Below are 14,288 nucleotides of genomic sequence, written 5' to 3'. Positions count from 1 at the left end.
TGACGACGCGTTACGCGCGCGGCTTGCCGCCCTGCTCGCGCCACGCCCGCGGCGACATCGCGAACCGCTCGCGAAACACGCGACTGAAATGCGACATGTCGTTGAATCCCCAGCGCAACGCGATGTCGGACACGCGCAGCACCGCGCATTGCGGATTCGCGAGATCCTGCGCGCACCGTTCGAGCCGCAGGTTCAACACGTAGCGCATCAGCGACGTGTTTTCGGCCTCGAACAGCTTGTTGATGTACCGCGACGAAATCCCGATCGACCGCTCGATCATCATCGGACTCAGCTCCGGGTCGTGCAGGTGCTCGAGCAGATGCCGCTTCACGCGCGTCAGCGTCAACGCCTTCATCCTCGATTGCGCGAGGTCGTTGCGCTGCATGCCGCCGAGCGTCATCGCGATCAGCGAGATCGCGGTATCCGACAACTGCCGCATCTCGTCCTCGGTCACGCTGCGGATCTGCGACGACATCTGCTCGAGAAACGCACGCATGACGCTGCCGACGCCCTCCCCGGTGTGCGTCGGGCAAGCCGTGCGGTGTTCCATCCCGACGACGAGCTGGTTCAGGGTCGCGCGCGGAATGCTGACGACGATCTCGCGCCACGACTGGCCAAACTGCAGGTGGTGAGGCCGGGTCGCGTCGTAGATCGCGAAATCCCCGGGGTGCAGCGTGACGATCTTGCCGTCCTGTTCGACCGACTGGCTGCCCTCGAGCATCAATACGCCGAAATACTTGTCCTCGTACTCGCTCCGCGCCTGGCGATAGCGCCGGATCACGGCCTGCTCGCTTGCGTGAATTTCCGAGATCCGCATCTTTTCGCATTTGCGCTGCCGCACCTGGCCGAAGAAATCGGCCTTCTGCACGGCGGCGATCTGCACGTCCGCGAACAAACGCAGAATCGTCTCGCGCCAAAACTCGATACGCTGGCTGACCGAGCCGTCGGTGGCCACCTCGATGGCCGAATTCGTCCATTCGTCCGGCGGGCTGTCGGCCGCCGGGCCGGGCGCGTCGCCGCTTGCGGCGCGCGGGAAAGGACGCATCGTCATGGTCGTGCCCCACATGGGTTAGCCAACACGCAGTCTGTAGCGTGCCCGTTCAAAAGCGCATTGTCCAATCGGCCACCGTGAAAGCCGCGTGGCCGGCCGGACCGACAGGCGGCGCGGCGGCGATGCGCTGCCGCGCCGGGCATGTCATGCGAAGGTCGTCTGACGCCAGTCGGAAGACTGCTCATACGCATAGGCGCAGCGATAGAGCGTCGCCTCGTCGAAGCGGCGCCCGACCAGTTGCAGCCCGATCGGCAGATCGTCGGCCACCCCGCACGGCAGCGATATGGCCGGATGCCCGGACACGTCGAACGGCGCGGTATTCGCGAGCATCTCGAACGCCCGCGTCAGCGACTCGGACATCGCACAGCCGGGCTCCGGCAGTGCCGACGCGCGGATCGGGACGGTCGGCATCAGCAATACGTCATACGACTGCAGCGCCGCGTCGTAAGCCGAACGCAAGCGTCGCGCGAGGTTCTGGCACTTCGCGTAATAGCGCCCGCGATACCGGCTCGTGAAATATTCGCCGAGCAGCATCGTCACCTTCACGGTATCCGGCAACTCATCGGCGCGCTCGCGCCAGCCCGCGTGATGATCGATCATGCCGGTCACGTACAGGCCGTCCCAGTTGAAACCGTGGCTGTTGCCCTTCATCATCTGCTGCGTCGCCCCCTCGGCCGCAATCGGCAGCCAGATCGCGGTGCCGGCCGCATGCAGCGGCACCGACACTTCGTCGACGCTCGCGCCCAGCTTGCGCAGCCGGAGCGCGGCGACCCGCACGGCCTCGTCGACCACTTTCTCCGAATTCGCGAGCCCGAACGCCTCGCGCAGAATGCCGATCCGCAGGCCCGCGATGCCGTCGCGGATCGCGCCGAGATAATCGGCCCGCGGCGGCACCATCCGTTGGCGCGGATCGAGCCCGTCGTCGCCTGCGATGACATCGAGCAGCAGCGCGTTGTCGAGCACGGTGCTCGTCATCGGCCCGAGATGATCGACGGTCGCCTCGATCGGCATCGCGCCGGTATACGGCACGAGCCCGTGCGTCGGCTTCATCCCGTAGATGCCGCAATAGGCGGACGGGATTCTCACCGAGCCGCCCTGGTCGCCGCCGAGCGCCATGTCGACCTCGCCGCTCGCGACCAGCGCGCCGCTGCCGGACGACGAGCCGCCGGACGAGTGTCCGGCCTTGCGCGGATTGTGCACCGGCCCCGACGCGCTCGTGTGCGAGCCCCCGGAAAAGCAGTAGTACTCGCAGGTCGACTTGCCGGCGATCGTCGCGCCGGCGTCGAGCACCCGCGTGACGACGGTCGCGTCGATATCGGGCACGTAGCCCTCGAACGTGCTCGCGCCATTGCGCATCGGCACGCCGGCGACGCAGATGTTGTCTTTCACGGCCACCGTCTTGCCGCGCAGCTTGCCGTCGGCGGCGCCGTGGATCGTGCTCTTGTGCGCCCATGCGCCGTACCGGTTCTCGTCGCCTTCTGGGCGGTAGCCGGGCGTGCGCGGATACGCGACGACGGGCAGATGGTCGGGCAGCGCGTCGATCACGTCGTACGCGTCGAAGTTCGCCTGCAGCGCCTCGTCGTATTCGGCGAGCTGGCGGGAATCGACATGAAAGCCGAAGCCGGCTGCAATGTCGGACAGTTGTTCGCGAGTCGGGCGTTTGATGGCCATCGACGTTCTCCAGTTCGGTAAGCGGCGCCGCCAGCGTTGGCGGCGCCGGTGGGATTCAGCGGGCGACGGCGTCGCGCATCAGCCCGGTGCGCGGATGACAGTTCACGTATTCGTAGACCTGATGCCTTGCGTCGAAAACGGAAACCTCGTGATACAGCCGCAGTTTCGACAGCCCGGTGACGACGCGGAAGAACGTGACGAAGATCCGCAGGTGCGTCGGATGGGATTCGGCCCAGCGCTCGAGGCGGTCGAGCGAGCGCCAGTGGCCGATGTTGTAACTTTCGTCGAGCACGTTGCCGTCGAGATCGATCGAACGCACGTAGCGATTGCTGTAGCAGCCGACGTCCTTGCCGTTGTCGCGCAGGAATTCCATTCCGCTGCGCAGCGTCGGCTCGATCTCCTCCAGATACAGTTGGCGCTCGTCACTCTCCGCCGCGCGCCAGTCCTGACCGGACCGAATCAGCGCGATGTTGTCGTGCGCCAGTACGACCACACGGCCGCCGCGAGCCGGATCACCCTCGACGATGCGCAATTCGCCGTCCGCGCGCATCCAGTCCGTCTGCGAGATCGGGAACCGGTCACGCATCGATCCCCAGTAACCGTGCTCCTCGATCTCGCCGCTGACGCCGTCCATGATCGCGCCGACGCCGGGGAAATCGCTCGTAAATGCGTAAAGCGTCTCGAACTGCTCGGCGCGTGGCGCGACGATTTCCCGGAAGTAGCCGATCCCGTCCGCGAGGCGTGCGTCGGAGGCCCACCATTCGACGAGTGCCGGCGACGCGATCCAGCGTGCATACGCGGCCGGATCGCGCCAGTAGCCGACGGCAATCAGATTCTCGTAGCCCTGGTCATCGGTGTGTTGCGTCAGGTCGAAGGAGTTCGGACCGTCCTGCGCACCGAAATCGGCGACGATCCGGCGCAACGCGGCCAGCGCCGCCGCGCGCTTGTCGGCGCCGCGATACTGGACGCCGAAGTAGCCCATCACGACCTGGCTCAGATCTTCGGCGGCCCGGGCGACGTACATCGGGAACGGCGGCTGGTAATCGTCGGCGACGCGGCGCGACAGCGTCCGCGGGCAGATCAGGTGTTTGTCGATGGCGGATTCCATGCGTGACCTCTCTGGAAAAGGAAATCGGGTGTCGAAGGTTCGACGTGGGGACGCGAAACGCCATGCGCCGGCCATATCCCGGCGCATGCGGATCGTCAGAAGATGTGCGCGTAACGCAGGCCGGCGAGCACACTGTTTTTCGGGCCGTTACGCACGCTCAGATCGGTGCCGAGCTGGATTTGCACCTGGTCGGCCTTCGTCACGAACTTCGCCGCGGTGATCCGCAGGCGCGTGGTGCGAAGCGCGTCGTCGTTGTCCGCGCCGCCGACGCTCGTTTCACCGCCCCAGAACTGGGTGATGCCGACCCCGAGCGACGTGCCCGGATCGGGCATGTAACGCACCATCGCCTGGGCGCTGTAGCTCATCCGCTGATGCAGCGTCGCACCGTTCGCGCCGTACGACGTGTTGTTGCCGTACCAGATCGCGTCGCCGACGAGATCGAGTGCCCACTGCGGCGAAAAGTGCTTGACGTAGGCGGCCTGGAAATCGAGCGACCAGCGGTTGGCACCGAGATTGAGGCCCCGGTTCTGGTCGTAACTCCCGGTCGGCGCGTAGACGTAGACCGTCGCGGCGACGACGTCCTTCGCTTCGTTCAGGCGGAATTTCAACGGCGCGGTCAGGATCACGTCGCCGACGCCGTTCGTACTGCCAAGCGCGCCTGCGTTGCCGAAGCTGCTGATGTGACCGAACGGCAGCAGTACCTGCGGATCGATCGTGAGCCTGTCGGTGAGCTGGAACACATGCAGCAGGCGGGCGATGCCGACATTGGACTGCAGGTCGAAATCCGACGTCCGCTGGCCATTCGCGTAGTACGCGTTCGTCGCCGAATAGTTGTAGTACAGCACGCCTATCGTCGCGCCCACCGGATACTGCTCGTAGTCGCCGGGATCGACCTCGACCGCGCCCGCGTAATGCGATGCGACGACCATCAGCGACAGGCCGATCCAGCGCGCGATTCGCTTCAGCTTCATTCTTTTGACGTTGTCCATCATGCTCCTCACCTGGATGCGCAGACACCGCCACGCTCGACGTACGACGAACGGAAACCGTTGCCGGACGGTGGAATCGCGGGTGCTGGCTGACTGTTATTCCGCCGGTACTCGGGCGAGTGCCGACGATTCGCGACATCGAACGGCCGTCGCTTGAGGGTGAGAATAGAAAGGCAAAATCCGCATTTCTGTTTTCCGGCGGAACAAGAAATTGGCTGTGGCGGGCCTCCGCGGCCGGCGCCCCGCAGCGGTCGCGAAACGTGCGCGGGCGGCCGCCGTTTCATGCCGGACGCGCTGTAGATGCCGCGCATCGCCGGGCATCCGTTGCGCGTAGGCGCCCGCCGCGCCACGGGGCCGTCTCGGCATAGTTTCCGATCCGTGCCGGCAAAGAACCGCGCTTTTTCTCTTCTTACCCTGCTCATCGAGCGTGACCGACACGACGCGCCCATCCCCGCCACGCCAGTCGCAACGTCGTGGCGGCGGTCGACCCGAACCACGACAAGGAGCCCCCACGATGAACCCGATTGCTTCCGAGGAAACAGCGTCGACGCCCGGCGAACGCGCCTGGGCGCTGTTTCGCGTGATGAAAGAGAAGAACCTGATTCCCGACGGCTATATCGAAAACCTGACCGAGCTGATGTCCACGACCTGGGATCCGGCCAACGGCGCGCGCATCGTCGCGCGTGCGTGGGTCGACCCGGCATTTCGCGAACTTCTGCTGAAGGACGGCACGGCCGCGTGCGCGCAGTTCGGCTACACCGGCCCGCAGGGCGAATACATCGTCGCGCTCGAGGACACCCCGACGCTGAAGAACGTGATCGTCTGCAGCCTGTGCTCATGCACGAACTGGCCGGTGCTCGGGCTGCCGCCCGAGTGGTACAAGGGCTTCGAATATCGTGCGCGGCTCGTCCGCGAAGGGCGCACGGTGCTGCGGGAACTCGGCACCGACCTGCCCGACGACGTCGTCGTGAAGGTCTGGGACACGACCGCCGAAAGCCGCTATCTCGTGCTGCCCGTGCGGCCGGCCGGCAGCGAGCACATGACCGAGGAACAACTGCGCGCGCTCGTCACGAAGGACGTGCTGATCGGCGTTGCGCTACCGCGCGCGCACTGACTCGCACCGCGTTTCGCGCTCGACTTTCACATCTCGGAGATCACATATGGACGGCTTTCACGACCTCGGCGGATTCCAGGGTTTCGGCCCGGTGCCGCATACGATCAACAGTCTCGGCTACAAACCGGTCTTCAAGGAAGACTGGGAGCATCTCGCGTACAGCCTGATGTTCGTCGGGGTGGACCCACTGAAAAAATTCAGCGTCGACGAGGTACGTCACGCAGTCGAGCGCATCGACGTGCGCCAGCACGTCGGCACGCGCTACTACGAGCGCTACGTGATCGCGACCGCGACATTGCTCGTCGAAACCGGCGTGCTCACGCAGGATGAACTCGACCGCGCGCTCGGTTCGCCTTTCCGGCTCGCGAACCCGCCGCGCGCCGGCGGCCGGGCAGCCCCGGCCGAGTCGACGCGGTTCGAGGTCGGCGATCGCGTCGTCGTTCGCGACGAATACGTCAGCGGACACATCCGCGCGCCGGGCTACGTTCGCGGCAAGACGGGCGTCGTGTTGCACCGGACAACCGAATCGTGGCCGTTCCCGGACGCGATCGGCCACGGCGACACCGGCGCCGCGCATCAGCCGACCTATCATGTCGAGTTCCGCGTGAAGGATCTGTGGGGTGACGCCGCCGACGACGGCTATGTCGTGGTCGACCTGTTCGAAGGCTACCTGGATCGCGCGTCCGGGCAGAGCGCATGACGACGCCGGACAATCGACAAGTGTCGGCCGCCCCGGCGCCGAGGATTCCGGTCACGGTGCTGTCCGGCTTCCTCGGTGCCGGGAAGACGACGGTGCTGAACCATATCCTGCGCAATCGCGCCGGCCTGAAGGTCGCCGTGATCGTCAACGACATGAGCGAAGTCAACGTTGACGCCGACGACGTGCGTCGCAACGTCGAGCTGCATCGAGGCGAGGACGAACTGGTCGAAATGAGCAACGGTTGCATCTGCTGTACGCTGCGCGCCGATTTGCTCGAGCAGATCAGCACGCTTGCGCGGCAGCATCGCTTCGATTATCTGCTGATCGAGTCGACCGGCATCTCGGAGCCGATGCCGGTTGCGGAGACGTTCGCGTTTCTCGATCGGGACGGTTTCAGCCTCAGCGAACTCGCGCGGCTGGACACGCTCGTCACGGTGGTCAACGGCGAGACGTTCGAGGACATGATCGCGTCGGTCGAACCGGTCACGCGCGACGCCCCGCTCGCGAACGGCAGCGGCACCGGTCCACCGCGCACGCTGTCGGACCTGCTGATCGAACAAGTCGAATATGCGAACGTGATCCTCGTGAGCCGACTCGACCGGATCGGCGACGCGGGTTTCGACAGGCTGCGCGCAGTCCTTGCATCGCTGAATCCGTCCGCGCGAATCCTGCCGATGCAGCACGGCGGGATCGATCCGTCGGACGTCCTCGATACGCGGCGCTTCGATCTACCGGCACTCGTCGAATCTCCGGGATGGATGCAACGCATGCAGGCCGACGAGCGCCCGTCGGAATCGGATACATACGGAATCGCATCGTGGGTCTATCGCGAACGTGCGCCGTTTCATCCGGCGCGCCTGCTCGCGTGGCTGCGTCGCCCCTGGACCAACGGCCGGCTGCTTCGCTGCAAGGGATATGTGTGGGCTGCGCACCGCTATGCCGAAACCGCCATGCTCGTGCAGGCCGGCGACGCGTTCCAGTGGGGCTACGTTGGCCGATGGTGGCGGTTTACGCCCCCGTCGGACTGGCCGCACGACGACTATCGTCGCGACGGTGTGCTGAAAAAATGGGAAGAGCCGACAGGCGATTGCCGGCAGGAAATCGTGTTCATCGGTCAGTCGATCGATCACGTCCAGTTGCAGCGGGAACTCGATGCGTGTCTGCTGACGGTCGAAGAAATCGACGCAGGCCCGGAGTCGTGGCGCCGGCTTCCGGAAGCCGACGCGTTCGACGCGCTCGCGACTACTGCCCATCCGTGAAGTGAGACTGGATGGCTTCGGCCGCAACGCCTGCGCCCTATCGCTTTCGGTCGGCCCGTGAGCGCTGCGCGCGGTTCAGCACGACGTGAATCCCGGCAGCACCGCCGAGGGCAGTTTTCTTCAATACGGGCCGACGCCGCGCCCGTAGTCTCGATGCGACTTTCAACATGTCGCATGGAGACACCTGATGAGCATGCTGGTTTCGATGGCCGCGTTCGCGCTCGCCTCGTCGATCACCCCCGGTCCCGTCAACATCGTCGCGCTCAGCGCGGGCGCGCGCCATGGCCTCGGCGCGAGCCTGCGCTACGCGGCCGGCGCCACGCTAGGCTTCGTCGCGCTGTTCCTGCTGATCGGCCTCGGCCTGCACGCGGCGCTCGCGCGCTGGCCCGCACTGACGACGGCCACGCAGTGGTCGGGGATCGCGTTCCTGCTTTACCTGGCGCTGCGGCTCGCGCTCGACGACGGCCGGCTCGCGGCCGATCCGGACGTGGCCGGCCCGTCGGCGGCGGCCGGCGCGGCGATGCAGTGGCTCAATCCGAAGGCGTGGCTCGCGTGCGTGGCCGCGATGGGCGCGTATGCGGCCGACGGCGACCGCGCGCAGGTCTGGCAGTTCGCCGCGCTGTATCTGGTGATCTGCTTCGCGTCGATCGCATGCTGGGGTTATGCGGGCGCGTCGCTGCGGCACCGGCTCGCGAACGCGCGGCGCATGCGCGTGTTCAACCGGCTGATGGCGCTGCTGCTCGCGGGCAGCGCGCTGTTTCTGCTCGACGTGTAGACACCGTTGCGTTCAGCGCCTCGCGCTGCGGTACTGCCCCGGCGTCGCGGCCGCGATCCGCCGAAAGGCGCGCTGGAAATGCGCCTGGTCCGCGAAGCCGGCGTCGAGCGCGACTTCGGCGATCGGCCGGCCGCGGCGCAACTCGGTGCGGCCGTACTGCACGCGCCGATCGATCAGGAACGCATGCGGCGTCATCCCGTAACGCGCATTGAACGCGCGGATCAGGTACGACGGCGACAGGTCGGCCGCCGCGCAGATCGCATCGAGCGTGATGGCTTCGCGGCAATGGGCGGCGATGTAGTCGGCCGCGCGCGCGAGCTTGGCGTTGTCGTCTCCGGGCCGTGGGTCGGGCAGTTCGCGGTCGAGCGCGCCGTGCAGCGCCGTGAAGAATTCGACCGCCGCGCTCTCCTTGCCGAGCGCATCGGTGGCGGGCGACACCAGCGTGCGGTAGAAGCCGCCAAATTGCGCGAACAGATCGCCGCGCTCGGTCAACTTCGGCGAAAACCCGTGAAAATCGCGGTTCGGATCGCGGCCCAGCGAATGTTGCAGCCGCGCGAGCCACGGCACGTCGACATAGACCATCCGGTACGCCCACGCATCGGCACCGTACGGATTGCATGCGTGCACCTGCTCCGGATCGATGATCACGAGCACGCCGCGCCCGACGTGTGCGTGCGTCGCGCCGTTCACGTACGTGCTCGTACCGCCGACGATCGCGCCCACCGAAAACGTGTCGTGCGTGTGCTTCGCGTAGCAGATCGCGCGCCCGTCGTCGACGGTGCGCGCCTCGATGAACGGCAGCGCGGTATCGCGCCAGAACGGCGACGGTACGGCGGATCGGTTGGCGGTACGGCTCACGCGGCGGGCTCCCGGTTCGAACGGCGAACGCTCACCGTACAAGACTGTGCGGTGCCGCGCAACAGCGAGCCGACGCTTCGCGGCTGGATCGCCTAAGCTTTGAATTCGGCCGCCGCGGCAGACGCGGCGGGTTCCGCGTCCTCTTCCCACCGGTACACACATGCAGATCGATCTGAAAGGCAAGACCGCGGTCGTCACCGCTTCCACCGCCGGCATCGGCTTCGCGATCGCCGAAGGCCTCGCGCGCGCCGGCGCGCACGTCGTCGTCAACGGCCGCAGCGACACGTCGGTGCAGTCCGCGCTCGGGAAACTGCGCGACGCCGTGCCCGGCGCAAACTTCGACGGCGTCGCCGCCGACCTGTCCGACGCGGCCGGCGTCGCGCGCGTCACGCAGCACACGCCGAACGCCGACATTCTCGTCAACAACGCGGGCATCTACGGCCTGAAGGCGTTCTTCGACATCGACGACGCCGAATGGGAACATTTTTCCAGATCAACGTGATGTCCGGCGTGCGGCTCGCGCGGCATTACCTCAAAGGGATGATCGAACGCAATGCCGGGCGCATCGTGTTCATTTCGTCGGAATCGGGCCTGAACATCCCCGTCGACATGATTCATTACGGGTTCACGAAAACCGCGCAGTTGTCGATCGCGCGCGGCCTCGCGAAGCTCGCGGCCGGCACCCGCGTGACCGTCAATTCGGTGCTGCCGGGGCCGACGATGTCGGAAGGCGTGCGCGAGATGCTGAAGGCGCAGGCTGACGAAACGGGCCGCAGCATCGACGACATTGCCGTGGAGTTCGTGCGCAGCGAACGCGCGAGCTCGATCATCCAGCGGCCGGCGACGACGGAGGAAGTCGCGAACCTGGTCGTGTACGTATGCTCGCCGCAGGCGTCGGCCACGACCGGCGCGGCATTGCGCGTCGACGGCGGCGTGGTCGACACGATAGCGTGACGGCCGGATGACGCGCTCGCGCCGCGCGTGGCCGCCGCCCTAGCGCGACGCGCGCTTGCCGGACTGGAGCGTGCCCTTGCGATCGGCGTCCATGCAGGTATCGAAGCCGGACTGCGTGACGACGCCGGCCTTGTCGAACACGACGAAGTACGCGCGGTGATCGTTGCCGTGCTCGATAAAGTAGTTGTAGCAGACGCCGCCGCCGTTACGGACCATCCAGACGCTGCGCGGGTTGCCGGCGACGCGGACGACGTCGGCGCGCGTCGCGCCGTGCCGCGACGCGGCCCGTGCAAGCGGCGTGCGCGAATACGAGAACGGCAGCCACGAGTCGAACCACGCACAGCCATGCAACATCAGGCAACTGGCGGCCAGGGACAGCGTCGCTGCGGGACGGGCCATCGGAATCAATCGCATGCTCGGGAAATCTGCTGCGCCATACCGGCGTGATCGAAAACCCCATGCTACTCGACCTTTGGGTCCGGATCGAAAAGAAATGTAGAGATCTTTATCCGAATCCCTGCGTTTGCAGGCCTTCGCGCCGGCTGAATCGTCATCAATCGTTGCAGCCGGCGCGCGCGCATGCGCATCCGCACCGCCGCACCGTCGTATCGAACCGGTGCAACGGCATGCGCGATCAGGCGATCCATTCGGCCCACAGCATCGTCAGCACCGTCATCAGCGCGGGGCCGACGAACAGCCCGATCAGGCCGAACGTCTCGGCGCCGCCGAGGATGCCGAACAGCACGAGCAGGAACGGCAGCCGCGTCGAACCGCCGATCAGCACCGGCCGCACGAAATGCTCGGCGACGAACACGACGATGAACCCGAGCGCCGCGATCGCGACGGCCCACATGGTCGCCCCCTGCACGAACAGCCAGAGCGCCGCGCCGCAGAACACGACCGGCGCGCAGAACGGCAGCATCGCGGCGACGGCCGTGACGAGCCCGAGCAGCGCCGCGTGCGGCACGCCCGCGAGCGCGTAGGCGATGCCGAGCAGCGCGCCCTCGCCGAGCCCGACGACGACGAGCCCCGTCACCGTGCCGTACACGGCCGCGACCATGCGCTCGATCAGTTCCGCGCCGTTACGCCCGAACGCACGTCGCGCGCCCTGCAGCAACGCGCCCGACAGCTTGTGGCCGGCGCGCAGGATCACGAACAGCGTGACGAGCATGAAACCGAATTCGAGCAGCACGTGCGCGAGCTTCGTGCCGAATTGCCGGCCGAACGCGATGAATTTCTCGCTATTGACGCCGTGCATCGCGGTGGCCGCATGCAGCGGATGGCCGAGATTGGCCTGCCACCATTCGGTGATCTGCGCGGCGCCGTACGGCAACCGGCCGATCACGTCCGGCAGCGGGATGCCGTTGTCCTGGATCGTGTGCAGCCACTCGCGCAGGTCGTGCGCCTGCGCGATCGCCTGGGTCGTCGCGACCGCCACCGGCAGCACGACGAGCAGCGAGATCGCCGCCGTGATGACGGTCGCGATCAGCGTCGGCCGATTGCGGAACAGCCGGTGCGATTCGAAGCACTTCAGCAGCGGCCACATCGCGATGGCGATCACGCACGCCCATGCGATGGCGGGAAGGAAGTCGCGGATCACCCACAGCGCGAGCACCAGCAGCGCCGCATACAGCGCGATGCGGGCGACCTGCTGGGCGCGCGGCCGCGCGGCGGAATCGGAAGACGACGGGACATGTGCGCCCATGGCACCTCTGTCGAAATGAAAAAATGGCGGTTCGCCCAGGCAATCGGCCTGGACGAACCGCCATTCTATCCATCGGCGCCGGATCGGCGGCACGCGCGATCGATGCGCGGACCACCCGGCGCCGCGCGGACGCGCGCCGCTCAGGCCACCTTGTCGGCGATCCGGTAGCGCTCGAGCCAGTGCGCGTACGGCGCGGGCAGCGTCCACGACGGACGCTCGACGCCGAGCTGCTTGGCCGCGTAGTACGGCCAGTGCGGGTCGGCCAGGTGCGCGCGGCCGACCATCACGAGATCGAGCTGTTCCTGCGCCACCACGCGGTTCGCCAGTTGCGGCGTATCGATTCCCCATGCGGACGACACCGGCAAGCCGGCCTCGCGGCGCACGCGTTCGGCGACCGGCGCCAGGAACGCCGGCCCCCACGGAATCTGCGCGTCGGGCGTCGAGAAGCCGACCGACACGCTCAGCATGTCGAGCCCTTCGAGCTTCATCCGCTGCGTGAGCGCGATCGACTCGGCGAGCGTCTCTTCGTCGCGGCCGTCGTATTCGATCACGCCGAGGCGCGCGGTCAGCGGCAAATGCTCGGGCCAGACCTTGCGAACGGCCGCGAGCGTGTCGACGAGGAAGCGGCCGCGGTTGTCGGCCGAACCGCCGTATTCGTCGGTGCGCCGGTTCGAGTGCACCGAGAAGAAGCTCTGGCCGAGATAGCCGTGCGCGAAGTGCAGTTCCAGCCATTCGAAACCGAGGTCGCGCGCACGCTGCGCGGACGCGACGAAATCGGCCTGCACGCGGGCGATGTCGTCGTGCGTCATTTCGCGCGGCACCTTCGGCAGGTGCGCGCCGAACGGCACGGCCGACGGGGCGATGGTCTGCCAGCCGCGCGGATCGCCGTCGGCGATATGGTCGTCGCCTTCCCACGGGCGGTTCGCGCTGGCCTTGCGGCCCGCGTGCGCGATCTGGATGCCGGGCACCGCGCCGGCCGCCTTGATCGCCGCGACCGACGGCGCGAAGGCTTCGGCCTGCGCGTCGTTCCACAACCCCGCGCAGCCCGGCGTGATGCGGCCTTCCGGCGACACGGCCGTCGCCTCCGCGATCACGAGGCCCGCGCCGCCGCGCGCGATGCCGGCCAGATGCACGTGATGCCAGTCGTTGACGACGCCGTCTTCGGCGACGTACTGGCACATCGGCGGCACCGCGATGCGGTTGCGCAGCGTGACATCCTTGAGTTTGAACGGTTCGAACAGGGCAGACATCCACGACTCCTTTATTGGGTCCTGCAAAACGGGGAATGCGTCGTGCGGGGCGCACGGCGCAACGATGCGGGCCGTCGGCGGGCCGGCTGCGCCCGGCGACGGCGAGGACGCGGCGCCGGCCGGGCCGGCGCCATGTGTTCAGCGGTGGCCGAGCTTCGCGAGCAGCGCCTCGGCCGCGGGCGCCGACGACGCCGGGTTCTGCCCGGTGATCAGCAGCCCGTCGGTGACGACATGCGGCGCCCAGTCGGCGCTGCGCTCGAATTCAGCGCCGTTGGTCTTCAGCATGTCCTCGACGAGGAACGGCACGACTTCGGTCAGCTCGACCGCCGCTTCCTCGCTATTGGTGAAACCCGTCGCGCGCTTGCCGCGCACGACCGACTCGCCGGTCTGCGGGTTCTTCACGTGGCGCAGCACGCCCGGCGCGTGGCAGACCGCCGCGACCGGCTTGCCGGCCGCGAGCGTGCGCTCGATCAGGCCGATCGAATGCAGATCCTCGGCGAGATCCCACAGCGGGCCATGGCCGCCCGGGTAGAACACCGCGTCGTAGTCGTCCGCCGACACGTCGGCCAGCTTGCGCGTCGACGCGAGTTCGGCCTGGGCCGCCGCATCGGCGTCGAAGCGGCGCGTCGCGTCGGTCTGGGCCGTCGGGTCGCTGCTCTTCGGGTCGAGCGGCGGCTGGCCGCCCTTCGGCGACGCGAGCGTCAGCTCGACGCCCGCATCCTTGAACGTGTAGTACGGCGCGGCCAGTTCCTCGAGCCAGAAGCCGGTTTTCTTGCCGGTGTCGCCGAGCGTGTCGTGCGAGGTCAGGACAACCAGAATCTTCATGATCGGACACTCCTTCGAAAATGAACGGG

Annotated in this window: 14 protein-coding genes and 1 pseudogene; 5 read left to right on the top strand and 10 right to left on the bottom strand. The window is 67.2% G+C overall.

Annotated elements, in window-relative coordinates:
* Positions 1-10 precede the first annotated feature (10 nt).
* The 4 genes from GJG85_RS18225 to GJG85_RS18210 form a co-directional block, all read right to left on the bottom strand.
* Positions 11-1,051: a helix-turn-helix domain-containing protein gene (locus GJG85_RS18225; RefSeq protein WP_124630272.1), complete on the bottom strand. Its 1,041-nt coding sequence runs from the start codon at positions 1,049-1,051 to the stop codon at positions 11-13.
* Between the two features lie 144 nt (positions 1,052-1,195).
* Entirely contained in the window at positions 1,196-2,722 is a 1,527-nt protein-coding gene (locus tag GJG85_RS18220; protein WP_124630273.1) for an amidase, read from the bottom strand.
* Positions 2,723-2,777: 55 nt separating this feature from the next.
* Complete coding sequence (locus tag GJG85_RS18215; protein WP_124630274.1) at positions 2,778-3,830, bottom strand: phenylacetaldoxime dehydratase family protein; 1,053 nt, start codon at positions 3,828-3,830, stop codon at positions 2,778-2,780.
* Positions 3,831-3,925: 95 nt separating this feature from the next.
* Positions 3,926-4,822, bottom strand: a complete 897-nt coding sequence (locus GJG85_RS18210; protein WP_050010968.1) for a transporter — start codon at positions 4,820-4,822, stop codon at positions 3,926-3,928.
* Positions 4,823-5,333: 511 nt separating this feature from the next.
* Between GJG85_RS18210 and nthA the strand changes: the two genes are divergently transcribed.
* The 4 genes from nthA to GJG85_RS18190 all read left to right on the top strand — a co-directional run bounded on the left by nthA (position 5,334) and on the right by GJG85_RS18190 (position 8,667).
* On the top strand, positions 5,334-5,933 hold the full coding sequence (nthA, locus tag GJG85_RS18205) for a nitrile hydratase subunit alpha (protein WP_050010967.1): 600 nt from the start codon (positions 5,334-5,336) through the stop codon (positions 5,931-5,933).
* Between the two features lie 46 nt (positions 5,934-5,979).
* Positions 5,980-6,633: a nitrile hydratase subunit beta gene (gene nthB / locus GJG85_RS18200; protein ID WP_124630277.1), complete on the top strand. Its 654-nt coding sequence runs from the start codon at positions 5,980-5,982 to the stop codon at positions 6,631-6,633.
* Positions 6,630-7,892, top strand: a complete 1,263-nt coding sequence (locus GJG85_RS18195; RefSeq protein WP_050010965.1) for a GTP-binding protein — start codon at positions 6,630-6,632, stop codon at positions 7,890-7,892. Before nthB ends, GJG85_RS18195 begins: the two co-directional genes overlap by 4 nt.
* A gap of 187 nt (positions 7,893-8,079) precedes the next feature.
* Positions 8,080-8,667 carry a LysE family translocator gene (locus tag GJG85_RS18190; protein WP_050010964.1) on the top strand — a complete coding sequence of 196 codons (588 nt, stop codon included), beginning with the start codon at positions 8,080-8,082 and terminating at the stop codon, positions 8,665-8,667.
* Between the two features lie 12 nt (positions 8,668-8,679).
* Here GJG85_RS18190 and GJG85_RS18185 read toward each other — a convergent pair whose 3' ends face one another.
* Positions 8,680-9,525 (bottom strand): AraC family transcriptional regulator, encoded by an 846-nt coding sequence (locus tag GJG85_RS18185; protein ID WP_204384246.1) that lies wholly within the window; start codon positions 9,523-9,525, stop codon positions 8,680-8,682.
* 160 nt (positions 9,526-9,685) lie between these two features.
* Here GJG85_RS18185 and GJG85_RS18180 point away from each other — a divergent pair.
* Positions 9,686-10,479 (top strand): annotated as a pseudogene (locus GJG85_RS18180) (SDR family oxidoreductase).
* 39 nt (positions 10,480-10,518) lie between these two features.
* Here the strand turns inward: GJG85_RS18180 and GJG85_RS18175 are convergent.
* From GJG85_RS18175 to GJG85_RS18155, 5 genes are all read right to left on the bottom strand, one after another.
* Positions 10,519-10,893, bottom strand: coding sequence for a hypothetical protein (locus tag GJG85_RS18175; RefSeq protein ID WP_089489329.1), 375 nt, complete (start codon positions 10,891-10,893; stop codon positions 10,519-10,521).
* A 47-nt stretch (positions 10,894-10,940) separates the two neighbouring features.
* Positions 10,941-11,126: a hypothetical protein gene (locus GJG85_RS18170; protein WP_143328899.1), complete on the bottom strand. Its 186-nt coding sequence runs from the start codon at positions 11,124-11,126 to the stop codon at positions 10,941-10,943.
* Positions 11,114-12,184: an AI-2E family transporter gene (locus GJG85_RS18165; protein ID WP_089489328.1), complete on the bottom strand. Its 1,071-nt coding sequence runs from the start codon at positions 12,182-12,184 to the stop codon at positions 11,114-11,116. Before GJG85_RS18165 ends, GJG85_RS18170 begins: the two co-directional genes overlap by 13 nt.
* 140 nt (positions 12,185-12,324) lie before the next feature.
* Entirely contained in the window at positions 12,325-13,434 is a 1,110-nt protein-coding gene (locus tag GJG85_RS18160; protein WP_050010959.1) for an NADH:flavin oxidoreductase/NADH oxidase, read from the bottom strand.
* A 138-nt stretch (positions 13,435-13,572) separates the two neighbouring features.
* On the bottom strand, positions 13,573-14,259 hold the full coding sequence (locus GJG85_RS18155) for a type 1 glutamine amidotransferase domain-containing protein (protein WP_050010958.1): 687 nt from the start codon (positions 14,257-14,259) through the stop codon (positions 13,573-13,575).
* Positions 14,260-14,288 lie beyond the last annotated feature (29 nt).

Origin of the sequence: Burkholderia sp. MS389 (assembly GCF_016899425.1) — a bacterium.
Lineage (GTDB): Bacteria > Pseudomonadota > Gammaproteobacteria > Burkholderiales > Burkholderiaceae > Burkholderia > Burkholderia sola.
The sequence above is the reverse complement of the archived record's forward strand: the minus strand, read 5'-3'. Positions and strand labels throughout refer to the sequence as shown.